23 protein-coding genes are annotated in these 24530 nt (G+C 67.5%); 12 read left to right on the plus strand and 11 right to left on the minus strand.

What is annotated here, in order from left to right:
* Nucleotides 1-122: 122 nt before the first annotated feature.
* A complete protein-coding gene (locus F1654_RS00705) occupies nucleotides 123-992 on the minus strand; it encodes an NAD(P)-dependent oxidoreductase (protein WP_150021594.1) in 870 nt (289 codons plus the stop codon).
* A 3-nt stretch (nucleotides 993-995) separates the two neighbouring features.
* Nucleotides 996-1466, minus strand: coding sequence for a flavin reductase family protein (locus tag F1654_RS00710; RefSeq protein ID WP_233205038.1), 471 nt, complete (start codon nucleotides 1464-1466; stop codon nucleotides 996-998).
* 89 nt (nucleotides 1467-1555) lie between these two features.
* On the opposite strand from F1654_RS00710, the gene F1654_RS00715 reads away from it, so the two are divergent.
* Nucleotides 1556-2461, plus strand: a complete 906-nt coding sequence (locus F1654_RS00715; protein ID WP_150021595.1) for a flagellar motor protein MotB — start codon at nucleotides 1556-1558, stop codon at nucleotides 2459-2461.
* A gap of 3 nt (nucleotides 2462-2464) precedes the next feature.
* Here F1654_RS00715 and F1654_RS00720 read toward each other — a convergent pair whose 3' ends face one another.
* Nucleotides 2465-3415 carry a divergent polysaccharide deacetylase family protein gene (locus F1654_RS00720; protein WP_150021596.1) on the minus strand — a complete coding sequence of 317 codons (951 nt, stop codon included), beginning with the start codon at nucleotides 3413-3415 and terminating at the stop codon, nucleotides 2465-2467.
* A gap of 90 nt (nucleotides 3416-3505) precedes the next feature.
* Between F1654_RS00720 and F1654_RS00725 the strand changes: the two genes are divergently transcribed.
* From F1654_RS00725 to lexA, 4 genes are all read left to right on the plus strand, one after another.
* Entirely contained in the window at nucleotides 3506-4090 is a 585-nt protein-coding gene (locus F1654_RS00725; RefSeq protein ID WP_150021597.1) for an anthranilate synthase component II, read from the plus strand.
* Nucleotides 4090-5112 (plus strand): anthranilate phosphoribosyltransferase, encoded by a 1023-nt coding sequence (gene trpD / locus F1654_RS00730; RefSeq protein ID WP_150021598.1) that lies wholly within the window; start codon nucleotides 4090-4092, stop codon nucleotides 5110-5112. Before F1654_RS00725 ends, trpD begins: the two co-directional genes overlap by 1 nt.
* Nucleotides 5109-5900 (plus strand): indole-3-glycerol phosphate synthase TrpC, encoded by a 792-nt coding sequence (trpC, locus tag F1654_RS00735; protein ID WP_150021599.1) that lies wholly within the window; start codon nucleotides 5109-5111, stop codon nucleotides 5898-5900. The genes trpD and trpC overlap by 4 nt, the downstream gene beginning before the upstream one ends.
* 82 nt (nucleotides 5901-5982) lie before the next feature.
* Nucleotides 5983-6648 carry a transcriptional repressor LexA gene (lexA, locus tag F1654_RS00740; RefSeq protein ID WP_150021600.1) on the plus strand — a complete coding sequence of 222 codons (666 nt, stop codon included), beginning with the start codon at nucleotides 5983-5985 and terminating at the stop codon, nucleotides 6646-6648.
* A 37-nt stretch (nucleotides 6649-6685) separates the two neighbouring features.
* Here the strand turns inward: lexA and F1654_RS00745 are convergent, their stop codons facing one another.
* The 4 genes from F1654_RS00745 to F1654_RS00760 form a co-directional block, all read right to left on the minus strand.
* Nucleotides 6686-8230, minus strand: coding sequence for a carbon-nitrogen hydrolase family protein (locus F1654_RS00745; protein WP_150021601.1), 1545 nt, complete (start codon nucleotides 8228-8230; stop codon nucleotides 6686-6688).
* 106 nt (nucleotides 8231-8336) lie between these two features.
* Nucleotides 8337-10001 carry an energy-dependent translational throttle protein EttA gene (gene ettA / locus F1654_RS00750; protein ID WP_150021602.1) on the minus strand — a complete coding sequence of 555 codons (1665 nt, stop codon included), beginning with the start codon at nucleotides 9999-10001 and terminating at the stop codon, nucleotides 8337-8339.
* A 122-nt stretch (nucleotides 10002-10123) separates the two neighbouring features.
* Nucleotides 10124-10639: a hypothetical protein gene (locus F1654_RS00755; RefSeq protein WP_150021603.1), complete on the minus strand. Its 516-nt coding sequence runs from the start codon at nucleotides 10637-10639 to the stop codon at nucleotides 10124-10126.
* 26 nt (nucleotides 10640-10665) lie between these two features.
* A complete protein-coding gene (locus tag F1654_RS00760) occupies nucleotides 10666-11904 on the minus strand; it encodes a hypothetical protein (protein ID WP_150021604.1) in 1239 nt (412 codons plus the stop codon).
* Nucleotides 11905-12188: 284 nt separating this feature from the next.
* Here F1654_RS00760 and F1654_RS00765 point away from each other — a divergent pair, with 284 nt between their 5' ends.
* Nucleotides 12189-13433 (plus strand): Y-family DNA polymerase, encoded by a 1245-nt coding sequence (locus tag F1654_RS00765; protein ID WP_150021605.1) that lies wholly within the window; start codon nucleotides 12189-12191, stop codon nucleotides 13431-13433.
* A complete protein-coding gene (locus tag F1654_RS00770; RefSeq protein ID WP_150021606.1) occupies nucleotides 13430-13744 on the plus strand; it encodes a hypothetical protein in 315 nt (104 codons plus the stop codon). Before F1654_RS00765 ends, F1654_RS00770 begins: the two co-directional genes overlap by 4 nt.
* A 4-nt stretch (nucleotides 13745-13748) precedes the next feature.
* Here the strand turns inward: F1654_RS00770 and purN are convergent, their stop codons facing one another.
* Together purN and purM are read right to left on the minus strand one after the other, a co-directional pair.
* Nucleotides 13749-14402 carry a phosphoribosylglycinamide formyltransferase gene (purN, locus tag F1654_RS00775; RefSeq protein WP_150021607.1) on the minus strand — a complete coding sequence of 218 codons (654 nt, stop codon included), beginning with the start codon at nucleotides 14400-14402 and terminating at the stop codon, nucleotides 13749-13751.
* Between the two features lie 3 nt (nucleotides 14403-14405).
* Nucleotides 14406-15440, minus strand: coding sequence for a phosphoribosylformylglycinamidine cyclo-ligase (gene purM, locus F1654_RS00780; protein ID WP_150021608.1), 1035 nt, complete (start codon nucleotides 15438-15440; stop codon nucleotides 14406-14408).
* A gap of 162 nt (nucleotides 15441-15602) precedes the next feature.
* Between purM and F1654_RS00785 the strand changes: the two genes are divergently transcribed.
* From F1654_RS00785 to F1654_RS00800, 4 genes are read left to right on the plus strand one after another with little or no spacing between them, the layout of a single operon-like run.
* Nucleotides 15603-16688 (plus strand): DUF2066 domain-containing protein, encoded by a 1086-nt coding sequence (locus F1654_RS00785; protein ID WP_150021609.1) that lies wholly within the window; start codon nucleotides 15603-15605, stop codon nucleotides 16686-16688.
* Complete coding sequence (locus F1654_RS00790) at nucleotides 16685-17356, plus strand: AAA family ATPase (RefSeq protein WP_150021610.1); 672 nt, start codon at nucleotides 16685-16687, stop codon at nucleotides 17354-17356. Before F1654_RS00785 ends, F1654_RS00790 begins: the two co-directional genes overlap by 4 nt.
* Nucleotides 17353-19536, plus strand: a complete 2184-nt coding sequence (locus F1654_RS00795) for an RNA degradosome polyphosphate kinase (RefSeq protein WP_233205039.1) — start codon at nucleotides 17353-17355, stop codon at nucleotides 19534-19536. The genes F1654_RS00790 and F1654_RS00795 overlap by 4 nt, the downstream gene beginning before the upstream one ends.
* Complete coding sequence (locus F1654_RS00800; protein WP_150021611.1) at nucleotides 19536-21056, plus strand: Ppx/GppA phosphatase family protein; 1521 nt, start codon at nucleotides 19536-19538, stop codon at nucleotides 21054-21056. The genes F1654_RS00795 and F1654_RS00800 overlap by 1 nt, the downstream gene beginning before the upstream one ends.
* A 4-nt stretch (nucleotides 21057-21060) precedes the next feature.
* Here F1654_RS00800 and F1654_RS00805 read toward each other — a convergent pair whose 3' ends face one another.
* Both F1654_RS00805 and F1654_RS00810 read right to left on the minus strand, forming a co-directional pair.
* On the minus strand, nucleotides 21061-21384 hold the full coding sequence (locus F1654_RS00805) for a GrlR family regulatory protein (protein ID WP_150021612.1): 324 nt from the start codon (nucleotides 21382-21384) through the stop codon (nucleotides 21061-21063).
* A 43-nt stretch (nucleotides 21385-21427) separates the two neighbouring features.
* Nucleotides 21428-22393: an L-threonylcarbamoyladenylate synthase gene (locus tag F1654_RS00810; protein ID WP_150021613.1), complete on the minus strand. Its 966-nt coding sequence runs from the start codon at nucleotides 22391-22393 to the stop codon at nucleotides 21428-21430.
* A gap of 136 nt (nucleotides 22394-22529) precedes the next feature.
* Between F1654_RS00810 and F1654_RS00815 the strand changes: the two genes are divergently transcribed.
* The gene (locus tag F1654_RS00815) at nucleotides 22530-24527 is read left to right on the plus strand and encodes a PhoX family protein (RefSeq protein WP_150021614.1); all 1998 of its coding nucleotides are present in this window, start codon (nucleotides 22530-22532) and stop codon (nucleotides 24525-24527) included.
* Nucleotides 24528-24530 lie beyond the last annotated feature (3 nt).

Consider the following 24530-nt stretch of genomic DNA (forward strand, 5'->3'; position numbering starts at 1 on the left):
GCTGGTGATCCGGCAGGCCCCGTTTGCAACACAGCAGGCGGGGCCTGTTGATTCACAAGGGCCGGCAAACCGGGGCTCAGGAGATCGTTTGAACCAAAACTCCGCCCCGGCCCGCTGCCTGTCTATTCGCCCTTGGCCGCGTTCAGCCTTGCGATCAGGCTGGAGGTGTCCCAGCGGCCGCCGCCCATGGACTGGATCTCGGCGTAGAACTGGTCGACCAGGGCCGTGACGGGCAGGTGCGCGCCATTGGCGCGGGCTTCCTCCAGCGCAATGCGCAGATCCTTGCGCATCCAGTCCACCGCAAAGCCGAAATTGAATTCGCCCTGCGCCATGGTCTGCCAGCGATTGTCCATCTGCCAGCTCTGGGCGGCGCCCTTGGAGACCGCGTTGATGACGGTTTCGGCGTCGAGCCCGGCGGCCTCGGCGAAGTGCAGGCCTTCGGCGAGGCCCTGAACCAGGCCGGCAATGCAGATCTGGTTGACCATCTTGACCAGCTGGCCTGCGCCCGCCGGTCCGGCATGGACCATGGACTTGGCGTAGGCCGCCATCACAGGCCCGGCGGCGGCGAAGGCGGCGTCAGACCCGCCGCACATGATGGAAAGCTGACCGTTTTCCGCGCCCGCCTGACCGCCCGAGACCGGCGCGTCCAGCCAGAGCAGGCCGCGCTGCGCGCACGCCGCATCCAGCTCGCGCGCCAGCGCCGCCGAGGCGGTGGTGTGATCGACGAGCGCCGCCCCCGGCTTCATGTGATCAAGCACCGTGACGGCTACGGCGCGCACATCAGGATCATCGCCCAGGCACATGAAGACGAAGTCGGCGCCGCCTACAGCATTTGCAGGCGTATCCGCCGCCGCACCGGGGTGCGCCTGCGTCCAGGCGTCCGACTTGGCGCGGGTGCGGTTCCAGACGCGGACCTGATGGCCTTTCGAGGCCAGATGGCCGGCCATGGGAAAGCCCATTACGCCGAGCCCGAGGAATGCTGCATGCGCCATCGTTCACCCTGCCTGCGAATAGCCTGACTGATGGAAGACCAGGGCCGGAGCCGCGCGCGGCGCATCGAAAGCCGTCACCTCGCCCAGGATGATCATGTGGTCGCCGCCAGGATGCACCGCGACGCGCGTGCATTCAAACCGCGCGATTGCGCCTTCCACCAGCGGCGCGCCATGAGCGCCGGGCGTCCAGCGCGCGCCTGCAGCGTCCATATCGTCATCCAGCGCGCACGCCGCCGACAGCCCGGCCTGGTCGCCCGCAAGCACGTTGATGGCGTAATGCTCTGCGGCCAGGAAAGCGCCATAGCGCAGGCTGTCGCGCGCCAGCGACCACAGCACCAGGCGCGGAGACAGCGACACGCTGGCGAAGGAGTTGATGGTCATGGCCCGCCCTTGTCCATCCTCGGTTCGGGTGACCAGCGCCACGCCGGTGGGAAAGCGCGCCAGCGCGTCACGATAGGCCCGTTCGGTACTCAAAATGCGGCTCCTTGGCCTTTGGGGAAACCCCGCCTTAACCCTGACGCGGCATGATGGGCGCAAACATAATACGCCTTGGGTGGGTGGAAATGGCGAACGACAGGCCGATCATCATCAAGAAGATCAAGAAGGCTGCGCACGGCCACCATGGTGGCGCGTGGAAGGTGGCGTATGCCGACTTCGTGACGGCCATGATGGCGTTCTTCCTCATGCTGTGGCTGATCAATAACACCGAACCCGAGCAGCGTCAGGGCATCGCTGACTATTTCGCCCCCGCCAGCGTCAGCCAGTCCATGTCCGGTTCGGGCGGGGTGCTGGGCGGCACCAGCTTCGGCCAGGAAGGCCCGCGATCGTCAGGCACGGCGGCGATCGTCGACCGTCTGGCGCCGCGCCCCGCCGAGGAGCAGCTGCGCGAACAGGAAACCTCGTCCAGCGGCTCGGTAGGCGATGAGCCCGAGGTGACCGTGGACGCCATGGCCGGCGCCATCGCCCGGCGCGAATCGGTGGAGTTCGCCAGCGCCGAACAGTCCCTGCGCCAGGCGCTGCAGGAGATGCCCGAGCTCGCCGAGCTGTCCAATCACGTGCTGATCGAGGACACGCCTGAGGGCCTGCGCATCCAGCTGATCGACCAGGAAGGCCGCCCGATGTTCAATCCGGGCTCGGTGGAGCCCAATGAGCGCGCGCGGGTGCTCTTGGCCGCTGTGGGCGAGATCGCGGCGCGCCTGCCCAACAGGATCACCATATCAGGCCACACCGACTCCAGCCCGGTCCCGCAGGGCGCGCCGACCAACTGGAAACTGTCCTCTGACCGGGCCAATTCCGCCCTGCGCGTGCTGGCCGGGACCGGCATTCCCGATCACCGCATCGCCGAGGTGCGCGGGCGTGCAGGCGCCGAACCGCTCTATCCCGACGATCCCTATCTGCCCGGCAACCGGCGCCTGTCCATCACGCTTCTGCGCGAAGCGCCGGTGGTGCCGCCCGAACACATGCGCTGAGCCTCATGATGGCGGGCGCGCCTCCAGTGCGCCCGCCAGCGTACTCACGCTGACGAGCCTCACGCCGCGCGCTGCGGCGCGTTCCTCCAGCCTTTCCAGCACGCTGAGCGTTTCGGGATAGGGATGGCCGATGGTCACGGCGTGGCCGCGCGCCAGCGCCATCTCCAGCGCCTCGTCCAGCCGCGCTGAGATCGCGGCATCGCTGCGCTCCACATCCAGGAACACATCCCGGCGCAGGGCGGCGAACCCCGCATCCGAACCCGCGCGCGCCGCCACCGAGCGCGGACCGGTGAGCGAATCCACAAACACCAGCTGGCCTTCCTGCCCGGCGAGGGCGGCGAACACCGCGTCCATGGCGGCGCGGTCGGCGGTAAAGCCGCTGCCCATGTGATTGTTGAAACCGGACGCGCCCGGCACGCGCGTAAACGCCCAGCGCACCCGCGCCGCGATGGCGCGCGCATCCTGGCTGCGGCTCAGCGCAAACGGGCCGGGATCATCCACGCCGCCCGGCTCCATGGGCAGATGTACGAACACCTCGCGCCCGGCGGAGTTCGCAGCCTGGGCCAGTTCCGGTGCGCCTGCGGCATAAGGCAGGATGGCCAGCGTCACCGGCATCTCCATAAGACGCTCCGCGGCCGCCCGGTCGAGCCCCACATCATCAATGATCACCGCCAGCATGGGGCCGGTTGGCGCTGCCGCGGGATCTGCGGCGTCCGGGGCGGGGAGGGGGGAAGGCGTGATCTGCGGAGCCGCAGTGACGTGGGGCGCCGTATGCGGACCAGGCAGGGCCGGGCCGTCAAGATGCTGCTCTGCCAGCACGATACCGGCCTGGGGCGCAGTTTTTTCAGCCAGCGGCGCGCGTTCTCCGGCGCTGAACGCCACCAACGCGCCCGCCATCAGCGCCGCGCCCAGAGCCGCGCCCAGATGAGGCGCATATGCCGCACACCGGATCATGATCAGAGCTTTACAGCGAGTCGCGGTTGGCGCACGGCGCGCGCTTGCCTAAATTCCCCTGCCACCCGGGCACGAGGACCGAGCGCCGCCATGCTGCTGATCATCGACAACTACGACAGCTTCACCTTCAACCTCGTGCACTATTTCGAGGAGCTGGGCGCGCCCACTCATGTCATCCGCAATGACGTGATGAGCGCGGCCGAGGCGCTGGCCCTGAACCCGCGCGCCGTGGTGCTGAGCCCCGGCCCGTGCGATCCGGACAAGGCGGGCATCTGCCTGGAGCTGATCGAAACCGCGCCGGAAACCCTGCCGGTCCTGGGCGTTTGCCTTGGCCATCAGGCCATCGGGCAGGTCTATGGCGGCAAGGTGGTGCAGGCGCGCGACATCATGCATGGCAAGACCAGCCCTATCAGCCATGACGGGACCGGGATTTTCGCCGGACTGCCCTCGCCCTTCACCGCCACGCGCTATCACTCGCTGGCAGTATCCCTGCCCGATGACAGCCCCTTGCGCGTCACGGCGCGCACGGCTGATGGCGAGATCATGGGCCTGGCCCATGAGAGCCGGCCTGTGCACGGGGTGCAGTTCCATCCTGAAAGCATTGCTTCGGAGCACGGTCACGACCTGCTGGCCAATTTCCTCGATATCGCCGGGTTTAAGAAGGCCGCCGCCTGATGAGCCGCATGCGTTCCGCCATCGCCGCCCTGGCCGCCGGGCGCGAGCCTGATGAGACCGCCCTGCGCGCCGCCTTTGACGCCCTGATGGACGGCGAGGCCGATCCGGTGGAAACCGGCGGCTTCCTGCTGGCGCTCGCCGCGGTGGGTGAAAGCCCGCAGACCCTGCGCATCGGGGCTGAGGCCATGCGTGCGCGCATGACGCCAGTGAACGCGCCCGCGGGCGCCATCGACACCTGCGGCACGGGCGGGGATGCGCGCGGCACCTGGAACATCTCCACTGCGGCCGCGATCGTGGCGGCGGGCGCGGGCGCTGTGGTGGCCAAGCATGGCAACAAGGCGGCATCGTCGAAATCGGGTTCGGCCGAAGTGCTGGCGGCGCTGGGCGTGGATCTGACCGCCGGCCCGGACCGGGTGGAGCGTGCGCTTCATGAGGCGGGCGCAGGATTCCTGTTCGCCCCGGCCCATCACGGCGCTGTGCGTCATGTGGGCCCGGCGCGCAAGACGCTGGGCGTGCGCACCGTGTTCAATCTCCTGGGCCCGCTCTCCAATCCGGCCGGTGCAAAGCGCCAGCTTCTGGGCGTGTTCGACCGGGCCTGGCTCACCCCCATGGCCGAAGCCTTGCGCGATCTGGGCGCTGAAGCGGCGCTGATCGTCCATGGCGCGGACGGGCTGGATGAAATCACCACCACCGGCGTGACTTACGCCGCCGAGCTCGGCCCCGGCGGCGCCATCCGCCAGTACGAGATCACGCCCGAAGACGCCGGACTGCCTCGTGCGCGCCTGGACGATCTCAAGGGCGGTGAGCCGGAGGAGAACGCAGCTGCTGTGCGCGCGCTGCTGGACGGCGCGCCCGGCCCCTATCGCGACATCGTCATCCTGAACGCCGCTGCTGCGCTGAAGCTCGCCGGGCTGGCGGGCGATCTCAAGGAGGGCGCGGCGCTGGCCGGCGCGGCCATTGATGACGGGCGCGCGCGCACAGTGCTGGAGCGTCTGGGCGCCATCAGCCGGGGCGAGCCATGAGCGACGCCCTCAAGCGCATCGAGGCCTACAAGCGCCAGGAGATCGCCGCGCGCAAGGCTGCCATCTCAGCGTCCGAGCTTGACGCCGCCGTGAAGGCTGCTCCGGCCCCGCGCGGCTTTCTGGACGCGCTGGAGCGCGAAAGCGCGCAGGCCGGGCTTGCCCTGATCGCCGAAGTCAAAAAGGCGAGCCCTTCCAAGGGCCTGATCCGCGCTGATTTTGATCCGCCCGCCCTGGCGCGCGCCTATCAGGACGGGGGCGCGGCGTGCCTGTCCGTGCTCACCGATGCGCCGAGTTTTCAGGGTCATGAGGATTATCTGGCAGCGGCGCGCGCAGCCGTAGACCTGCCGGTGCTGCGCAAGGACTTCCTCTACGATACTTGGCAACTGGCCGAATCGCGCGCGCTGGGCGCTGATTGCATTCTGGTGATTCTCGCCGCGGTGGACGATGCGCTGGCCCGTGATCTGATTGAGGGCGCGCAGGCGCTGGGCATGGATGCACTCGTGGAGGTGCACGACGCGCAGGAAATGACGCGTGCGCTGGCGCTGCCCTCACGCCTGATCGGGGTCAATAATCGCAATCTGCGCAGCTTCGAGACCCGGCTGGAGACCTTCGAATCGCTCGCGCCCATGGCCTGGCCGGAGATCTTGCTGGTGGCTGAAAGCGGCATTTTCACCCGTGCCGACGCGATGCGCATGCAGGGCGCCGGCGCGCGCGCCCTGCTGGTCGGCGAAAGCCTGATGCGGCAGGACGATGTGAGCGCCGCCACTCGCGCACTGATGGGCGCATAGCCGCCTTCACTTGACGTTAACCCGGAACAGGCGTAGAACATTATCAGGTTTTCCGGTTTTGTTCTGACCTGCCGAGGGCGCAATGCTAACCAAGAAACAGCACGAGCTTTTGCTCTTCATTCACAAGCGCCTGAGCGAGGACGGCGTGTCGCCCTCCTTTGACGAGATGAAGGATGCGCTGCAGCTGGCGTCCAAGTCCGGCGTGCACCGCCTGGTCAGCGCGCTGGAGGAGCGCGGCTTCATCCGCCGCCTGGCGCACCGCGCCCGCGCGTTGGAAGTGCTCAAAATGCCCGACAGCGCCGCGCCGAAGCCTGCCGGTAATGTGGTGGAGGCCGATTTCTCCCGCCGGGGCGGGGAGGGCGCTAGCATCGAGGTGCCCGTGCTCGGGCGCATTGCGGCGGGCGTGCCCATCGAGGCGATCCAGCACGAGGTGGACCGGCTCTCAGTGCCTGCGGCCATGATGTCGCGCGGGGAGCATTTCGCACTGGAAGTGCGCGGCGATTCCATGATCGAGGCGGGCATTCTCGAAGGCGATCTGGTGATCATCAAGCGCTCCGAGACCGCCGATACCGGCGATATCGTGGTGGCGCTGGTCCACGACGAGGAAGCCACGCTTAAAAAACTGCGCAAGAAGGGCGGGTCCATTGCGCTGGAGGCGGCCAACCCCGCCTATGAAACCCGCATTTTCGGCCCTGGCGAGGTGAAGGTGCAGGGCCGTCTGGTCGGCCTCATCCGCCGCTATCACTAGGCGCTGTGATTTTTGAGGGGGCTGGGGGTGCAGGCCCTCACCCCCTGTCCGTCCACACAATCCGGTAGAGATCAAAGCGCCGGTCGCGCAGGTTTCTGACCGTGCCGGAGCGGCGCGCTTCGGCCAGCGAATCCATGTGCAGATCGGCGACCGCGATGGTCTCCACATTCTCGCTGGCCTCGGCGGCCAGGCCGTCGCGGGCGAAGGGAAAATCGCACGGGGTGATGATGGCGGCCTGGGCGTAGTTCACGTCCATATTGGCCACACCCGGCAGATTGCCTACATTGCCGGCAGTTACCAGATAGAGCTGGTTCTCGATGGCGCGCGCCTGGGCGCAATAGCGCACCCGCAAATGGCCCGGACGGTCGTCGGTGGCATAGGGCACGAAGATGATTTTCGCGCCTTCGTCGGCCAGGCGCCGGGCGAGCTCGGGAAACTCGCTGTCATAACAGATCAGCACGCCAATCGGCCCGCAATCGGTGGGGATGGCGGCCACGGTGTCGCCGCCCTTGATATTCCACCAGAAGCGCTCATTGGGCGTGGGGTGTATCTTTTCCTGGGTGTGGATCGAGCCGTCGCGCAAGAACACATAGGCGACGTTCTGGATGGTCCCGTTCTCCAGTTTGGTGGGGTGGGAGCCGCCGATGATGTTGATATTGTAGCGCACCGCCAGCGCGCTCATGAACTCCACAAACCGCTTGGTGTGGCGGGTCAGCGCCGCAATGCTCTCCTCGGGCGTCAGCTTGCGCTTTTCCAGCGACAGCAAGGGCACGGTGAACATTTCCGGGAAGACGCAAAAATCGGCGTCGTATTCGGCGCAGGCGTCCACGAAGAACTCCACCGTGCGCTCGAACTCGGCCACGGTCTCCACCTCGCGGGTTTTCAGCTGCACCGCCGCCACGCGCACCGTGTTGGGCGAGGGCAGGCGGCCCGGCCCCTGGCCCTCGGCCCAGGCTGGATTGCGCCAGACCATCAGGGCGGCGTGACCGCCCGCCTCGCCATCCTCGGGGTAATAATTGCGCAACACGCCCGCGGGCTCATAGCCCATGCGCATCTGGAAATTCAGCACGCCGTCACGGATCTCGCGCGCCTCGATGGCGGCCAGATAGGCCTCGGGCGTTGGATAGATGCGCTTCTTGCGGCGGTAGCCCGACAGCCGGCCGCCGAACACCACGCCCTTCAGGCTCCAGTCCTCGCACAACGCCTGGCGCGCCACATAGAGCCGCTCGCCGATGCGCAGGCGCCGGCGGGCCGGGTCCACCGCCACTTCCATGCCATACACCCACTCCCCGTCCGGGTCGTGGCGCGCGGCGAAGCCGTTGCCGGTGATGCCCGCCCAGTCATGGGGCGCAAACGCGGCCGCCTCGTCGATGATGAAGCTGGCGCACCAGCCCACCACCTCGTCCTCGAACTCCACGATGAACTGGCCTTCGGGGAAGGCGGAGATCTGGCCGCGGATCATGGAGGGCGGGTCGGGCTGCATGGACGGATAGGCGCGCGCCTGCAGCGCCAGAATGGCGTCCACATCCTCCAGCGTGGCGTTGCGCAGCTTCAGCTTGGCGGTGCGTTGGGTGCGGGTCATGGGTCTCCAGTGGCAGCTTGTCTCACCTCAAATTATAGCCCGCGCAGAGGGTTCATCACCCCTTGCGCCTGAGATTGGACTTTTATCGCTTCGCCTTCGTCTGTGATCAGCGCGCGAATTTCTGGAACTTGACCCGCTTGGGCACCAGCGCGTCGGTGCCCAGACGGCGCTTCTTGTCCTCGAGATAGTCGGAGAACGCGCCCTCGAACCATTCCACATGGCTGTCGCCTTCAAAGGCGAGGATGTGGGTGGCGATGCGGTCCAGGAAGAAGCGGTCGTGAGAGATCACCACCGCGCAGCCCGGGAAGTCCTCCAGCGCCGCTTCCAGCGCCGAGAGCGTCTCTACGTCCAGATCGTTGGTCGGTTCGTCAAGCAGGAGCAGATTGCCGCCTTCTTTGAGCATCTTGGCCAGATGCACCCGGTTGCGCTCACCGCCCGACAGAACGCCGACCTTTTTCTGCTGGTCGCCGCCCTTGAAGTTGAAGGCGCCCACATAGGCGCGGCTGGGCACTTCGGCCTCGCCCAGCAGGATCATGTCATTGCCGCCGGAAATCTCCTCCCAGACGGTCTTGGAGGGATCGAGTGCGTCGCGGCTCTGGTTGACATAGCCGAGCTTCACCGTCTCGCCGAGGGTGACCGATCCGCTATCGGGTTTTTCCTCGCCGATGATCATCTTGAACAAGGTGGTCTTGCCCGCGCCGTTGGGGCCGATCACGCCCACCACGCCGCCCGGGGGCAGCTTGAATTCGAGATCCTTGATCAGCAGCCGGTCGTCAAAGCCCTTCGAGACATTTTCGAACGCCACCACATTGCCGCCCAGGCGCGGGCCCGGCGGGATGCGGATGACGGCGGTGGAGATTTTCTCCCGATCCGCCTTGTCGCGCATTTCCTCATAGGCCTTGATGCGCGCCTTGGACTTGGCCTGACGGGCTTTCGGGCTGGCGCGGATCCAGTCCAGCTCGCGGGCGAGTGCGCGCTGCTTGGCGCTTTCCTCACGGGATTCTTGCGCCAGGCGCTTGGTTTTCTGCTCCAGCCAGCTGGAATAGCCGCCCTTGTAGGGCACGCCCTGGCCGCGATCGAGCTCCAGCGTCCAGGTGGTGATGGCGTCCAGGAAATAGCGGTCGTGGGTGACGATCAGCACCGCGCCGGGATAATTCTCCAGATGGTGCTGCAGCCAGGCCACGCTCTCGGCGTCCAGATGGTTGGTCGGTTCGTCCAGCAGCAGCATGTCGGGCTTGGACAAAAGCAGCTGGCAGATCGCCACGCGGCGGCGCTCGCCGCCGGAGAGATTGGTGACCGACGCCTCGCCCGGCGGGCAGCGCAGGGCCTCCATAGCCATCTCGATCTTGGAATCGATGTCCCACGCATCGCGCGCATCCACCTGCTCCTGCAGGGCGGTCATCTCCTCCATCAGCTCGTCGGTATAATCCTCGGCGAGTTTGACCGCGATGGCGTTGTAGGCGTCATAGATGCGCTTGTCCTCAGAGCCCTCGATGACGTTGTCCCAGACCGTCTTGGACTCGTCGAGCTTGGGCTCCTGGGGCAGATAGCCCACGCGCACGCCCTTTTCCGGCCAGGCCTCGCCGGTAAAATCGGTGTCCAGGCCCGCCATGATGCGCAGAAGGGTCGATTTGCCCGCGCCGTTGACGCCCACCACGCCGATCTTGGCGTCAGGCAGGAAGTGCAGCGAAATGCCGGAGAAGACCTGCTTGCCGCCCGGATAGGTCTTGGCGAGCTTGTCCATATGGTAGACGTATTGATAGGCGGCCATGAGCGGGGGCGCTCCCTTGCGTGACGAGCCGGGACAGTGGATCGCGCCAGCCTATAGCGGATGAGCCCCGCGCGAGGCAATCGGGGCGGGCTGTCTTGTATCTGAAGGGAGAGCGCCCCGCCCTAGAAAATCCCCAGGAATTTCTTGCGTGTCTTGCGCGGTTCGCTGTCCGGGGCGATGTCGGCGGGGCCGGGTTCGGCGCTGGCGTCGGCGGAGGACAGGTCCGCAGCGCCGTCCGGGCCGGGGCCTTCGGCTTCCATGGCGTCAGACGGCCCGTCCGCCTGGGACGGCGAGGGCGGTGGCGGGGCGAGGTCCGCGCTGCGCGCGGGCGCAGGCTCGATGCGCACCGGCGCGCACATGTCCGCGTCGCACAGGGGCGCGCTCATGGCGTGGGCGGCGCGGCGTGAAGGCGAGCTGACCGGTCCGGCATAGCCGCCAAGGCCCAGCACATCGCGCACGGAGTCACGGAAAGCGCCGGCGCGCGCGTCGATCTTCAGCGCGCGCGCTTCAGCCTCCTGCAGGCGGGACAGATCGGCCGGGCGCGGGGCGCGCACGGCGGCGGGCGCGACGGCCTGGCGTGCGCGCGTCATGGCGGCGCGCGCTTCCTCGAGATCCAGCGGCTTGGGCGTATCGGTCATGTCAGCCTCCTTGGCGGGGCGCGTCATCAGGACTTGAGAGCATACCATTCCAGCCCGCCGGTGCGCGAGATCATGGCCACATCCACGTCTCCGCCCACCCCGGTCTGGGTCATGTGCAGGGCGCTTTTGAGAATATTGAGCTCGACCAGAGACTTGGCGGTTTCGGCCAGCTGCCGCTTGCCCGAGGCGGCCACCACCTGGACGAAGGGATTGATGAACTCCTCCTGGGAGATTTCCTGGACCGCCCGGGCGAATTCCGTCGTCAGGCTGGGCAGGGGGCCCTCGCGCAGGGCGTCCATGGCCGGTTCGGCCTGTTCATCGGGCACGCCGGCCTGTTTGAGCGCGGCCTCGGCGGCGGACTCATTGGTGATCCAGTTCAGCGACAGCATCACGTCGAACATCAGGGGATGGATGCCGCGCAGGAAGGCGTGGGTCATCTCCGCCTGCGCAAACGTGCGCAGATAGGCGTTGGGGCCGTCCTCCACGCCCACGCGCATGGTCTCGTCATGGGCGCGCTTCATCACTCCGTCCACCAGGATCGAGGCGTAGTAATGGGCGTAGACCGGAAACACGTCGCCCTCGCCAAAACCGGCGAAGACCAGGCCCGCATAAGGCTCCAGAAAGGCCGGGCGGGTGGCGATCATATAGGCGAAGTCAAACAGCTTGTCGCGCATCTCGGCCTGCATGCCGAACGCGCCCAGCGCCTCTTCGATCAGACCGTCGAGCATGGCCGCATAGCGCTCGTAGAAGCGCGTGCGGTCGAACTCGGCGAACACCTCAAGGGACTGGCGCTCGGCGCCCGCCTCGTCATGGATGAGATGCTCGCGATAGAGATCGAGCGCGGCCTCGAAGGCGGCGGCGTCATTATCGTAGCCGCCGGCGGGGTAGCGCCGCATGGCCTTGGCGTGGCTGAGCACGGTCAGGAAGGCTGCGCGCATCAGGTGCTCGAACTCCTCCATCTCCTCGTCTTCCGGGAACAGGCGCCGGTTATGGTCGATGAAGGAGAAGAAGGCGCGCGCGCAATCGTCCACCGAGGCGTATTCGGCGTTGTCATGCTGCTTCACGAAGGCGTGGGCGATATGCGACCAGGAGCGGCCCAGCACGTCGCCGCGCGAATAGACCATGACGGCCATGTTCGGCCCCAGGCGCAGGATTTTCTCCGCTTCCAGCGTCACCACCGGATCGGGGCCGCCGCCATAGGTGACCGCGCTGTCCGCCGCCAGCACGACCGCCTGGCGGTTCATGATCATCACTTCCGACGTCATTGCGCGTCCATCCCCCCTTGTGAAACCGCACTGGCGGACCGGCGCCCTTGCGCCCCCTCGGCGCGCGGACATCCCGCCACAAGTCTTGACGAAACGTTAGCGCGCGCATGCCCCGGTGTTAAGTCCGCGCGATTGTTTCACCTGTGCGGCGCGGCAGGAATGCCACGCTTGAGGGCGCCGGCAGGGCGGCTTGTCCCCGGGGCGGTGCAGGGGCGGCGATTGACTTTGCGCGCCGCCGACCCACAATGTTCCGCATATGTTCCAAGCGCCCGGACGCAAACCTCATGCGCAAGCCCGACGCCATTGAATGGCTCTATATCGACTTTGACGGCTTCTTCGCCGGGGTCGAGCAACAGGCCGACAGACGCCTGCGCGGGCGTCCGGTAGGCGTGGTCCCGTTCGAGGAGACCGAGCGCTCCATCTGCATCGCGGTGTCCAAGGAGGCCAAGGCCGCCGGGGTGAAGACCGGCACGCCGTGCACGCAGGCGCGCCAGTTGTGCCCGGACATCGCTTTCGTGCAGCAGAAGCCGGATCTCTATGTGCGCGCCCATCACGCCTTGCTGGAGGCCATCGAGCGCTGTGCGCCCATTGAAGGTGCATGCTCTATTGACGAGCTGGCCGCCCCGGTGGAGCCGTGCTGGCGCGGCGATCCGGCGGCGCTGGGCCGGGCGATCAAGCGCGAGATGGCCGCTGTGGCGCCGGTGATCACCGGCTCCATCGGGTTCGCGCCCAACGCCCATCTGGCCAAGATCATCTGCAAGTGGAACAAGCCTGACGGCATCACCATCCTGCACCCCGGGGACATGCCCGGGCGCCTGTTGCAGGAGCGGCTGGAGGATATTCCCGGCCTGGGCGCGCGCATGGTGGCGCGCCTGGAGCGCGCCGGGATCACCGACATGACCGCGCTGTGGAACAGCCAGCCCAAGCAGTTGCGCGCCATCTGGGGCTCGGTGGCCGGCGAGCGCTTCTGGTATGTGCTCCACGGCTATGACGTGCCTGGCCAGGCGTCCCGGCGCGCCATGTTCGGCCATGGCCGGGTGCTGCCGCCCAGCCACCGCACGCTGGCCCAGGCGCAGGACTATTCCACCTTCCTGCTGATCAAGGCGGCCCGGCGCATGCGCGCGGAAGGCTATGCGGCCGGACGGCTCGATATCTGGCTGTCGCTGAAGGACCGCTCCTGGGGCGATGGTCTGCCCCTGCGCCCGGCGGCCCATGACGACCGCACCTGCCTCAAACGGCTCGACCAGCTCTGGCGCCAGGCCCATGACGTCCTGCCTGCGCGCAGCCGGCCGGTGCGCGTGGGCGTGTTCCTGTCCGATCTGTGGAAGGGCGAGCGCCAGCTGGACCTGTTCGCCCGCGAAGAGCGCGACCAGGCGCGCTGGGAGACCATCGCCGAGGCCATCGACCGGCTGAACCAGAAATATCACCGCACGGTGGTGTCAGTCGGCCCGCTGCGCCCGCCGCCCGGCCAGTATGCGGGCGGGAAGATCGCCTATACCCGCATCCCCGACTTCAGGGACTTCACATGACCGGCGCCCATCCCCTGCAATTGCGCGATCTGGACGGCTACCGCTTCGTGGCCGCTTGCCGCTGCGGCTACAAGGCTGTGATCGACCCGGCTGCGGTGATCGCCGCCGATCCCGACGCGCGCTACTGGACGCAAGGCGAGCTGGCGGCGCGGCTGAGCTGCTCGCGCTGCCGCAAGCGCCTGATCGCGCCGGACGAGGAGGTGACCGGCGCGCTGGTGCGCCGGCGCCTGGCGCTGGAGCGTCCGGCGCGGGCCATGCTGGGTTTTCAGGGCGGCATGGTGCTGCCGTCCGCCCCGCCCCGGCGGCGCTGAAGGCTCAGATGGGCGGCGGGTTGAGAAGCATGGCGGACGCGGGCGCGCCGCGTGCGATCACCACGCGCCCGTCCACAAGGCGCGCCTGCCCGCTGGCCACCTGACGCAGGCATTCAGGATAGAGCTTGTGCTCCACCGTCAGGACGCGCGCGGCCAGCGCTGCAGCGTCATCGCCGGGCAGGACCGGAACCGCGCCCTGGCCGATGACCGGCCCGGCGTCCATCTCCGCGCTGACGAAATGCACGCTGGCGCCGGTGAGCTTCACGCCGGCGTCCAGCGCGCGCTGGTGGGTGTCCACGCCCTTGAACGAAGGCAGGAGGGAGGGGTGGATATTGATCATCCGCCCCTGCCAGCGCTGGACGAAACCGGGGGTCAGAAGCCGCATGAAGCCGGCCAGGCACACCAGCTCAGCGCCCTGATCGGTCAGCGCTGCGTGCAGGGCGTCCTCGAACGCCTCGCGCGCATTATAGGCCTTGTGATCAAGCGTCAGCGCCGCAACGCCAGCGGCTTCGGCGCGCGCCAGCCCGCCCGCGCCGGGGCGGTTGGAGATCACGCACACGATCTCGGCGGGGAAAGACGCATCGGCCGCCGCGTCCAGCAAGGCCTGCAGGTTGGAGCCGCGCCCGGAGATCAGCACGGCTGTGCGCACGCGCGCCATGGCCTAGCGCGCCTTCAGCGCGCCGATCACGCGCGCATCCTCGCCCGCCGCGTTGAGGGCGGCGCATATGGCTTCGGCCTCACCGGCCTCCACCGCGGCGATCATGCCGATCCCGCAATTGAAGGTGCGGCGCATCTCGGCCTCGGCCACGCCGCCGGCCTGCTGCAGCCAGTTGAACACCTCAGGCCGCGCAAAGGCGGCGTAATCCACCTCGAAATCGAGATGGTCAGGCAGCATGCGCGGGGTGTTCTCGGTGATGCCGCCGCCGGTGATGTGGGCCAGGCCCTTGATGCGGCCCTCAGCGATCAGCGGCAGGAGCGCTTTGACATAGATGCGCGTGGGCGCCAGCAGCGCCTCGCCCAGCGTCAATTCCGGCGCGAACGGGGCGCGATCGGTCCAGCCCAGCCCGGCGTGCGCGGCGATCTTGCGGATCAGGGAATAGCCGTTGGAGTGAGGGCCCGACGAGGCGAGCCCGATCAGCGCATCGCCGGGCTTCATGGCGTCAAGGCGCGGCAAGAGCGTCCCGCGCTCGGCGGCGCCGACGACAAAGCCCGCCAGATCGAAATCATCGCCCGTATAGAGCCCGGGCATTTCAGCCGTCTCGCCGCCGATGAGGGCGCAGCCCGCGCGCCGGCAGCCCTCGGCGACGCCTGATACGATGGCCGCGCCGCGCACGGGGTCGAGGCGGCCCGTGGCGAAATAGTCGAGAAAGAAGAGCGGCTCGGCGCCCTGGGCCAGCACGTCGTTGACGCACATCGCCACCAGATCAATGCCCACCGTGTCCAGACGGCCGGTATCGATGGCCAGCTTTAGCTTGGTGCCCACCCCGTCCGTGCCGGACACCAGCACCGGATCGTTGAAACCGGCGGCTTTGAGATCAAAGGCGCCGCCAAAACCGCCCAGCGCCACATCGGCGCCGGGACGGGCGGTGGTTTTCGCCAGCGGCTTGATCGCCTCGACCAGCGCGTCGCCCGCGTCGATATCAACACCGGCGCCGGCATAGGTCAGGCCCTCCTGGGGGGCGTCCGGACGGGACAAGGCCAGCCTCCTTCATTCAGCAGACATGAACGCGGTGCATACCGCTGAATGCGCGCCATGGCGAGGGCCGGGCGCCGCGCTCGCAGGCGCCGCCAGGGCTTCACCCGCGCGCCGCGCAGCGTATAGTCGGGCCAAGCAAGGTGCGGCAAGGGAGAGGCGGTGATGAGCTTGAAAATCGGGCAGGCGGTGCTGGCCGCCCTGGCAGCCGCTGCGCTGGCGCTGTTCAGCCCCGCCGAAGCGCGCTCACCCTTCACGGTCACGGGCGTGGAGATCGACGCCACCGCCGACACCGCGTTCGAGGCCCAGCGGCGGGCCATGTCCGACGGCCAGGTGCGCGGCGCGATGCGCCTGATCGAGCGCCTGACCCTGCCTGAAGACCGCGACGAAGCCGGGTTGCACACCGTGAGCGCGGAAGACGCAGCCGCCATGATCGGGGGCCTGCGCATCGCCAATGAGCAGCGCTCGGCCACGCGCTACCGGGGCGTTCTGACCTTGCAATTTGATCCGCGCGCCGTGCGCAGCTTCTTCGCCCAGCGCGGCGCAGCCTTCGTGGAAAGCCAGGCCTCGCCGGTGCTGGTGGTCCCGGTCATGGAAGGCGAGAGCGGCGATTCGCTCTGGCGTGGAGGCTGGCATGACGCCTGGCTCGAAGGCGGGCATCAGCACGCGCTGACCCCCTTCATCGCACTGGGCTCGCGTCAGAGCGAGGCAGGCGAGCCGCTGGGCCGCGGCCTGATCTCCAGCTCCGAGGCGCGCAATCTGGACGAGACGGCCCTGAGGGCGCTGGCGCGGGCCTATGAGGTGGATTCAGTCGCCGTGGTCCTGGCGCGCGCGGGTGGCGGTCAGGTGCGCACCGCCGGTGTGATCATGCATTTCGATGGAGCCGATACGCGCCGCGAGGATCTCGCCAGCATCGCCGGCGCGGGCGATTTTGGTGAAGCCGCCCGGCGCATGGTCCAGCGGCAGGAAGACGCCTTCAAGCGCCGCGCCATCGTGCGTGGCGGCGAGAGCGCCGAGCTGGAAGTCACGGTGCTGTTTTCAAACCTGAGTGAATGGCGCGCCCTGCAGGGCGCTGTGGCGGGCGCGGCCCTGATCGAGAATGCGCGCCTGGACGCCTTGTCGCGCACCGGAGCGGCCATGATGCTGACCCATCGCGGCGCGCGTGATCAGGTGGAAGCTGAACTGGCCGCCCGCGGCGCGCGGCTGGAGCGCGATTCCGAACTGGGCTGGACGGTGCGAAGCCGGCGATGAACCGCACCCAGCTCGCCCTTGATCTCGCCCTCGCGCCCGATTACCGGGCCGAGAGCTATGCGGTGAGCGAAGCCAATGCGTCCGCGTTGGCGCTGGTCAATCGCTGGCCGCGATGGCGGCATGGCCATTTGATGCTCATTGGACCTGCGGGCGCGGGCAAGACCCATCTGTCCACCATCTGGGCGGCGCGCGCCGATGCATTGCGCCTCGATCCGGCCACGCTGGCCGCCAGCCTGCCCCAGGTCGGGCGCGGCAGCGCGGTGCTGGTGGAGGACTGTCATCTGGGCGTGGAGGAGGCGGCGCTGTTTCATCTGATCAACCGGGCGGCGGGCGATGCCGGCGTGACGGTGCTGATGACCGCAGCGCGCGCGCCCGAGGACTGGCCGGTGCGCCTGGCCGATCTCGCCTCGCGCCTGAAGGCCGCCGAGACGGCGGTGCTGCACGAGCCCGATGACGCCCTGCTGCGCCAGGTGATGGAAAAGCTGATCCGCGACCGGCGCACGCCCATGACCCCAGGGGTTCTGGACTATCTGCTGACCCGCATGGAGCGCTCTGTGGAGTTCGCCCGGCGCCTGGTCGCCTGGCTGGATCGTGAAGCCCTGGCCCGCAAGGGGCCGGTGACGCGCACGCTGGCCAGGGAAGGGCTTGAGGCCCTGAGCTCGCCATGAGTGTTCAGCCCGTGCCTGAGAGTGTGGACGGCGCCAGCCTGATGAGTTCGCCGGGGCGGTTTCTGAACCGGGAGCTGTCCTGGCTTCAGTTCAACTGGCGTGTGCTGGACGAGGCCGGCAATGCGCGCCATCCGGCGCTGGAGCGTCTGCGCTTTCTGTCCATTTCGGCTAGCAATCTTGACGAGTTCTACATGGTGCGGGTGGCGGGTCTGCGCGCCCAGATCCGCAACGGGATGGACCGGCCGGGCCTGGACGGGCTGACGCCGTCAGAGCAGCTGGAGATGATCGATACGGCGGCGGGCGGGCTGATGAAGGCCCAGCTTGAGTGCTGGCGCGAGGTGCGCGCCGTGCTGCAGGGCGAGGGCATTGAGCTGGTCGAGCTCAATGCGCTGACCCGGACCGAACGCACCTGGCTGCGCGATGATTTTCTCGCCCACACCCTGCCGGTGATCACGCCGCTGGCGATTGATCCGGCCCATCCCTTTCCCTTCATCCCCAATCTGGGTTTCGCCGTGGTGCTCAAGCTCAAGCGCCAGAGCGACGGCAAGGTGATGAATGCGCTGGTCCCGCTGCCTGCGGGGGTCAAGCGCTTCATTGAAATCCCATGCGAGACCCGTGACGAGAAAGGCCGTCCCGCCAAGCGCTTCATCGCGCTGGAAACGGTGTTGATCCTGTTCGTGGACGCGCTCTTTCCCGGATATGACCTGTTGGGCAAGGGCGCTTTCCGGATTATCCGCGACAGCGATATCGAGATCGAGGAGGAAGCCGAGGACCTGGTGCGCGAGTTCGAGCAATTGCTCAAACAGCGCCGCCGGGGCGTGCTGGTCCGGCTGAAAATGGACGCCGGCATGCCCGAGGACCTGCGCCGCTTCATCATCCAGCACCTGCACGCCGAAAAGCAGGATGTTCACCTGGTCGACGGCCTTCTGGGCCTGTCCCAGCTCTCACAGCTCATCCCCGATGACCGCAGCGAGCTGAAATTCGAGCCCTATGAGCCGCGCTTCCCCGAGCGCATCCGCGATTTCGGCGGTGATTGCTTTGCGGCCATCCGGGCCAAGGACCTGATCGTCCATCACCCCTATGAAAGCTTTGACGTGGTGGTGCAGTTCCTGCGCCAGGCGGCGGGTGATCCTGACGTTGTCGCCATCAAGCAAACGCTCTACCGCACCTCCAAGGACTCCCCCATCGTCGCCGCCCTGATCGAGGCGGCCGAGAACGGCAAGAACGTCACCGCGCTGGTCGAGCTCAAGGCCCGTTTTGACGAGGAGGCCAATCTGAAATGGGCCCGTGATCTGGAGCGGGCGGGCGTGCAGGTGGTCTACGGCTTTATCGAGTACAAGACCCACGCCAAGATCTCGCTGGTGGTGCGCCGGGAGGGCAGGGAGCTGCGCACCTACGCCCATTTCGGCACCGGCAATTACCACCCGATCACGGCGCGCATCTATACCGATCTGTCCCTGTTCACCGCCGATCCGGCCTATGGCCGCGATGCGGGCCGTGTGTTCAACTATGTCACCGGTTATGCCCGTCCGACGGGCCTGGAGAAGCTGGTGATTTCGCCCATCTCCATGCTGGAATTCATCCTGGCCCGGATCGACCGCGAAATCGCCAACGCCCGCGACGGCAAGCCCGCTGCGGTGTGGGCCAAGATGAATTCGCTGGTCCATCCGGCCGTGATCGACAGGCTCTATGAGGCGAGCCAGGCGGGCGTGCGCTGCGAGCTGGTGATCCGGGGCATTTGCTGTTTGCGCCCAGGCGTGCCGGGCCTGTCGGAGAATATCCGGGTCAAATCCATCGTGGGCCGTTTCCTGGAGCACTCGCGCATCGCCTGTTTCGCCAATGGCGCGCCCATGCCCTCGCCGCAGGCGGAGATATACATCTCCTCGGCCGACTGGATGCCGCGCAATCTGGACCGGCGCATCGAGACGCTGTGCCCGGTCGAGAACCCCACCGTGCACCGCCAGGTCCTCGACCAGATCATGGTGGCCAATCTCAATGACGAGACCCAGAGCTGGTATATGCAGCCTGATGGCGCATACCAGCGGGTGGATATCGAGGGCGTGGCCGACCCGTTCAACGCCCATGCCTATTTCATGACCAATCCCAGCCTGTCGGGCCGGGGCCAGGCGCTCAAGACCGACCAGCCGCCTGCCTTTCCGTTTGTGGGGCCGCGCCGGTGATGCGCCGTTTCCGACCGCGCCCGCCGGCGCCCGCGCCGGAGGAGGTCTCACGCCGCGACGTGGCGGTGATCGATGTGGGCTCCAACTCGGTGCGTCTGGTGCAGTTCCGCCTGGAAGGGCGCGCGCTGTGGCCGGTGTTCAATGAAAAGGTGATGGCGGGCCTGGGCCGTGGCGCCCGCCAGAGCGGAGAGCTGAATCCTGAAGGGGTGGAGACGGCGCTGCGGGCGCTGCGCCGTTTCGCCCATCTGCTCGACGCAAAGGGCGTAGAGGACCGTCACGTCACCGCCACGGCGGCGGTGAGGGATTGCGCCGACGGACCCGGTTTCATCGCCCGGGTGCAGGCCGATACCGGGCTGGAGATCGAGGTGCTCTCGGGCGAGGAGGAGGGGCGGCGCTCGGCGCTGGGCGTGCTGGCGGGCATTGGCGAGGGTCATGGCCTGGCCGGCGATCTGGGCGGGTCGAGCCTGGAGCTGACCCCGGTCGAGGGCCGCCGGGCCGGCCCGGCGGTCACCCTGCCTCTGGGGCCGCTGGCCATGCTCAACGGCTCCATTTCGGAACCTTCCCTCAAAGAGGCGATCGATGCGGCGCTGGCCAGCGCCGCGCCCCAGCTGGAATTGTCGGGTCCGACATTCTACGCCGTGGGCGGGGCCTGGCGCGCCCTGGCCCATCTGGCCATGGCGCTTGATGATTACCCTCTGGTGCTGCTGCACCAGTATGCGCTCACCCCCGCCCAGGTGGCGCGCGCAGCCGATTTCGCCATCACCCAGAGCGAGGCCTCGCTGGCCGCCGTGCCGGGCGTGTCCTCCAAGCGCGCCGCGCTTCTGCCCTATGCTGCGCTGCTCATGCGCCGGATCCTCAAGAAAGGCCGGTTTGACAAGGTGGTGTTCTCAGCCTTCGGCCTGCGCGAAGGCGTGGTGTGCGCGCGCGATCTGCGCCTGATTACCGAGGGCGATCCGCTGCTGGCGGGCGCCGAGGCGCTGGCCAGCCAGGCTTCGCCCGAGCCCGATTTCGGCCCGGCCCTGGCCGAGTGGATCGAGCCGGCTTTCGCCGGCGAGCCGGTGCTGTTCGGGCCGGAGCGCGACCGGGTTCTGCGCGGCGCCTGTGCGCGCCTGGCCGATCTGGGCGGGCGCATGCATCCTGATCACCGCGCCGAACTGGCCAGCACCCAGACTCTCTACGCCCCGTTTGGCGGCGTGAACCATGCCGAGCGCGGCTTTCTGGCGCTGGCCATGCATCATCGCTATGCGGGACGCAAGCTGCGCGACGAGACCTGCCCGTCCCGGCGCCTGCTGGACGAGTCGCAAGAGACGGGCGCCATGAAGCTGGGCCTGGCCCTGCGCCTGGGCGCGGCCCTGTCCGGGCGATCGGCTCCGGTGCTGGAGGCGTTCCGCCTGGACCGGTCCGGTCAGGAGCTGGTGCTCAGGGTCGATCCGGGCTCTGAAGGCCTGGTGATCGAGCGCGCGCGCACGCGGTTTGACGCGCTGGCCGGCGCGCTGGGCCTTCAGCCGCAAGTGATCTGATTGCTCAAAGCGGGGCGAGGCGCAGCGTGGCCTCAAAGCGGATGGAGGGCGCCTTGTCAGCGCGGCCTTCAAACACGTATTCGGCGCCACGCTTGCGCCCGGTCAGGGAAAGTCTGAAATCGCGGTGATCGCCGAAAACGGACTGGCGGCTGTCGTCATGCTGGCGCACGCGCAAGGTGACGCGCACTTCCTCGCCCTCGCTGATGATTTCGCCGACATAATACATGCCGGTATCGCCGCCATAGACCCGGTTTCCGTCTATGTAGATGACCCCGCCCGCATCATCGAGCGGGGTTCTGAAACGGCTGACATAGAGGCCAGATTGCATGCCCATTCCTTCATAGTGCCACGCAGTGCAGCGTATTGCACGTTCAGCGTGTGTTGGTGCGATCTGCCGCCGCTCGCCGGAGCCGGTCATTGATCGCTTCGCCCAGACCTTCGTCCGGGATTGGCGCGACCGCGATGGCGCTAAAGCGTTCGTCCAGACGGCGCAAAGCAGAAAACAGTCTTTCGGCTGCTTCGGCTAGGTCTGATCGTTCAGAAAGGTTAATGACGTCAAAACCAACACCCTCAGGTGGTTTTCCAAACGCCAGAAAACCCTCTCCGGGATGGTGCCTGGTTGCGTTCAGGCGCACCGGTGCCTTTGGCGCGTAATGGCTGGACAGCTGGCCGGGGGCGCTGGGCCGGTCCGGGGCGGGGGATGCTGAGGCGAGGGGGCCGCACACCGTTTCCAGCGCGGCGCGCGTCACGCCTCCCGGACGCAGGAGGACAGGCTGCGCGCCGGTCACGTCCACAATCGTGCTTTCCAGTCCCACACGGCAGGGGCCGCCATCGAGAATGAGATCAATGCGCCCGCCCAGGCTTTCGAGCACATGGGCGGCCCGGGTCGGGCTGACCGCGCCGGAGCGGTTGGCGCTGGGCGCGGCCAGTGGGCGGTCCAGGCGCGCGACGAGGCCGGTCAGGGCCTCGGAATCCGGCCAGCGCACGGCCAGGGTTTCGAGACCGGCCGTGACCAGGTCCGCCACTCCGGCGTCTGCGCGCAGCGGCGCCACCAGGGTCAGCGGACCGGGCCAGAACGCGGCAGCGAGCCGGCGGCCCGTCTGGTTCAGTTCGATCAGCTGTTCTGCGCGTGCGAGGCTGTCCACATGGACAATCAGCGGGTTGAAGCGCGGCCGGCCCTTGGCCTCATAGATTCGCGCCACAGCCTCGCCCCGCATGGCGTCAGCGGCGAGGCCGTATACGGTCTCGGTCGGGACCGCGACCAGCCCCCCGCGCGACAAAATGCCGGCGGCGTCATCAAGCGCGGTGGTGTCATGGGCGGGCAGGGTGCGCGTCATGTCGCCGGTCTAGCGCGCCTGAAGCCCGCTGGAAACGCACTTGCGGCGGGAGGACTCAGCACCGATCATGCCTCCGTCACATTGCTCTGACATGTTGGCGTCATACCCATTACATCCAGACTGGAGCCCTGATCACATGCGCGACATGCTCGATCCCGATTATGAGCCGGAATGCAACGCCTCGGACAATAAACCCTTCGCCGAGATCATGGCGGCGCGGTTTGGCCGGCGCGGCTTCCTGAAGGGCTCGCTGGGCGCGGCGGTGGGCGGGCTGTTCGCCACCACCGGCGTGGCGCGCGCGCTCGAAGCAGGTGCGGGACCGGCGCTGAACTTCGAGCCGGTTCCCGTCGACACATCCGACGCCTTCATCGTGCCGGAAGGCTATGAGGCCAAGGTGATCTATCGCTGGGGTGATCCCGTCACCGGCGCCATGCCTGAATTCAGTCCGCACAATACCGGCGCTGAACAAGGCGAGCAGGCAGGCATGCATCATGACGGCATGCACTTCTTCCCCATCGAGGGCCAAGACCCCTGGCAGGGCAGCTCCACGGACGGCCTTCTGGTGGTCAATCACGAATATATCGAGCCGCGCTTCCTGCATGCGGGCAAGGTGGAAGGCCAGGCCATGACGGCCTGGTCGGTGCCGGACCATGCCGGTCCGCGCGATCCGGACATGGTGCTGAAAGAACTCAACGCCCATGGCGTATCGGTGGCGCGCATCCGCGAGGATGCGGACGGCGAATGGCGCATTGTTCCCGACCCGCGCAACCGGCGCATCACCGCCCTGACCGAGATGGAAATCGCCGGCCCGGTGCGCGGCAGCGATCTGGTAAAGACCAAATTCTCCCCCGAGGGCGAGCGCACGCGCGGCACCTTCGCCAATTGCGCCCACGGCGTGACGCCCTGGAACACCTATATGGCGGCTGAAGAGAACTGGTCGGGCGCGTTTGTGAACAATGACGCCGAATTGCCGCGCGAACATGCGCGCTATGGCGTGCGCCAGGGCATGTCGCGTCCCAACTGGCACCTTGCAGCGGACGGCGCGGACGGTTTCGTGCGCTTTGACGCTTCCACGAAGGCCGACAGCGCGGAAGGCGATTACCGCAACGAACCCAATGGCTTCGGCTGGATGGTGGAGATCGACCCGTTCGATCCTGACAGCACGCCGGTCAAGCGCACCACGCTGGGCCGCTGCGCCCATGAGGGCGTGGTGTTCGCGCCGGTGAACGATGGCGAGAAGGTCGTCTGCTATACCGGCGATGATGCGCGCAACGAATACATCTACAAATTCGTCTCGGCCGGGACATTCCGGCGCGGCGTGACGCGCGGCGAGATTCTCGACGAGGGCGTGCTCTATGTGGCGAAATTCCACGATGATGGCACGGGCGAGTGGCTGGCTCTGGTCCATGGCCAGAATGGTCTGGACGAAAGCAATGGCTTCGTCAGCCAGGCCGATGTGCTGGTCAATACGCGCCTGGCGGCCGATTTCGTCGGCGCCACGCCCATGGACCGGCCCGAATGGGGCACGGTCGATCCGGAAACCCGGGCGGTCTATTTCACCCTCACCAACAACTCCCAGCGCACGGCGGACGATATTGACGGCGCCAATCCGCGCGGGCCGAACCCGTTCGGCCATATCATCCGCTGGCATGAGGATGGCGGCCAGGAGGCGCAGACCTTCACCTGGGACCTGTTCGTCATAGCCGGCCCGCATGAAGACAGCGCCGACATGCATGGCGAGGCGCTCACCGACGACAATATCTTCTCCAGCCCGGACGGGCTGTGGATGGACGCCAACCGGCGCCTGTGGATCCAGACCGACATCTCCGAAAGCGTGATGTACCGGGGCAATCACACGGTGTTCGGCAATAACGCCATGCTGGCGGCCAATCCCGAGACCGGCGAGATCAAGCGCTTCCTGACCGGCCCTGTCGGCCAGGAGATCACCGGCGTGGTCACCACGCCCGATCACCGCACCATCTTCGTCAATGTCCAGCACCCCGGCGCCACCACCTCCGCCGAGGATTTCGCGTCCGCAAACTATGCCAGCCACTGGCCGGATGGCGGCAACGCCATTCCGCGCTCGGCCACGGTGATGATCCGGCGCACCGATCGCGGCGTGATCGGCGCCTAATTC

Source organism: Alkalicaulis satelles (assembly GCF_008630495.1).
Taxonomy (GTDB): domain Bacteria; phylum Pseudomonadota; class Alphaproteobacteria; order Caulobacterales; family Maricaulaceae; genus Oceanicaulis; species Oceanicaulis satelles.

Bases quoted from the DNA above. Each gene is read 5' to 3' on its own strand.
- ettA (WP_150021602.1), bottom strand. From the start codon at position 10,001: ATGGCCGCCTATCAATACGTCTACCATATGGACAAGCTCGCCAAGACC.
- F1654_RS00765 (WP_150021605.1), top strand. From the start codon at position 12,189: ATGCGCAAGCCCGACGCCATTGAATGGCTCTATATCGACTTTGACGGC.
- F1654_RS00725 (WP_150021597.1), top strand. From the start codon at position 3,506: ATGCTGCTGATCATCGACAACTACGACAGCTTCACCTTCAACCTCGTG.
- F1654_RS00815 (WP_150021614.1), top strand. From the start codon at position 22,530: ATGCGCGACATGCTCGATCCCGATTATGAGCCGGAATGCAACGCCTCG.
- F1654_RS00810 (WP_150021613.1), bottom strand. From the start codon at position 22,393: ATGACGCGCACCCTGCCCGCCCATGACACCACCGCGCTTGATGACGCC.
- F1654_RS00800 (WP_150021611.1), top strand. From the start codon at position 19,536: ATGCGCCGTTTCCGACCGCGCCCGCCGGCGCCCGCGCCGGAGGAGGTC.
- F1654_RS00755 (WP_150021603.1), bottom strand. From the start codon at position 10,639: ATGACCGATACGCCCAAGCCGCTGGATCTCGAGGAAGCGCGCGCCGCC.
- F1654_RS00715 (WP_150021595.1), top strand. From the start codon at position 1,556: ATGGCGAACGACAGGCCGATCATCATCAAGAAGATCAAGAAGGCTGCG.
- lexA (WP_150021600.1), top strand. From the start codon at position 5,983: ATGCTAACCAAGAAACAGCACGAGCTTTTGCTCTTCATTCACAAGCGC.
- F1654_RS00745 (WP_150021601.1), bottom strand. From the start codon at position 8,230: ATGACCCGCACCCAACGCACCGCCAAGCTGAAGCTGCGCAACGCCACG.
- F1654_RS00720 (WP_150021596.1), bottom strand. From the start codon at position 3,415: ATGATCCGGTGTGCGGCATATGCGCCTCATCTGGGCGCGGCTCTGGGC.
- F1654_RS00760 (WP_150021604.1), bottom strand. From the start codon at position 11,904: ATGACGTCGGAAGTGATGATCATGAACCGCCAGGCGGTCGTGCTGGCG.
- purN (WP_150021607.1), bottom strand. From the start codon at position 14,402: ATGGCGCGCGTGCGCACAGCCGTGCTGATCTCCGGGCGCGGCTCCAAC.
- trpC (WP_150021599.1), top strand. From the start codon at position 5,109: ATGAGCGACGCCCTCAAGCGCATCGAGGCCTACAAGCGCCAGGAGATC.
- F1654_RS00705 (WP_150021594.1), bottom strand. From the start codon at position 992: ATGGCGCATGCAGCATTCCTCGGGCTCGGCGTAATGGGCTTTCCCATG.
- F1654_RS00770 (WP_150021606.1), top strand. From the start codon at position 13,430: ATGACCGGCGCCCATCCCCTGCAATTGCGCGATCTGGACGGCTACCGC.
- F1654_RS00805 (WP_150021612.1), bottom strand. From the start codon at position 21,384: ATGCAATCTGGCCTCTATGTCAGCCGTTTCAGAACCCCGCTCGATGAT.
- trpD (WP_150021598.1), top strand. From the start codon at position 4,090: ATGAGCCGCATGCGTTCCGCCATCGCCGCCCTGGCCGCCGGGCGCGAG.
- F1654_RS00795 (WP_233205039.1), top strand. From the start codon at position 17,353: ATGAGTGTTCAGCCCGTGCCTGAGAGTGTGGACGGCGCCAGCCTGATG.
- F1654_RS00785 (WP_150021609.1), top strand. From the start codon at position 15,603: ATGAGCTTGAAAATCGGGCAGGCGGTGCTGGCCGCCCTGGCAGCCGCT.
- F1654_RS00790 (WP_150021610.1), top strand. From the start codon at position 16,685: ATGAACCGCACCCAGCTCGCCCTTGATCTCGCCCTCGCGCCCGATTAC.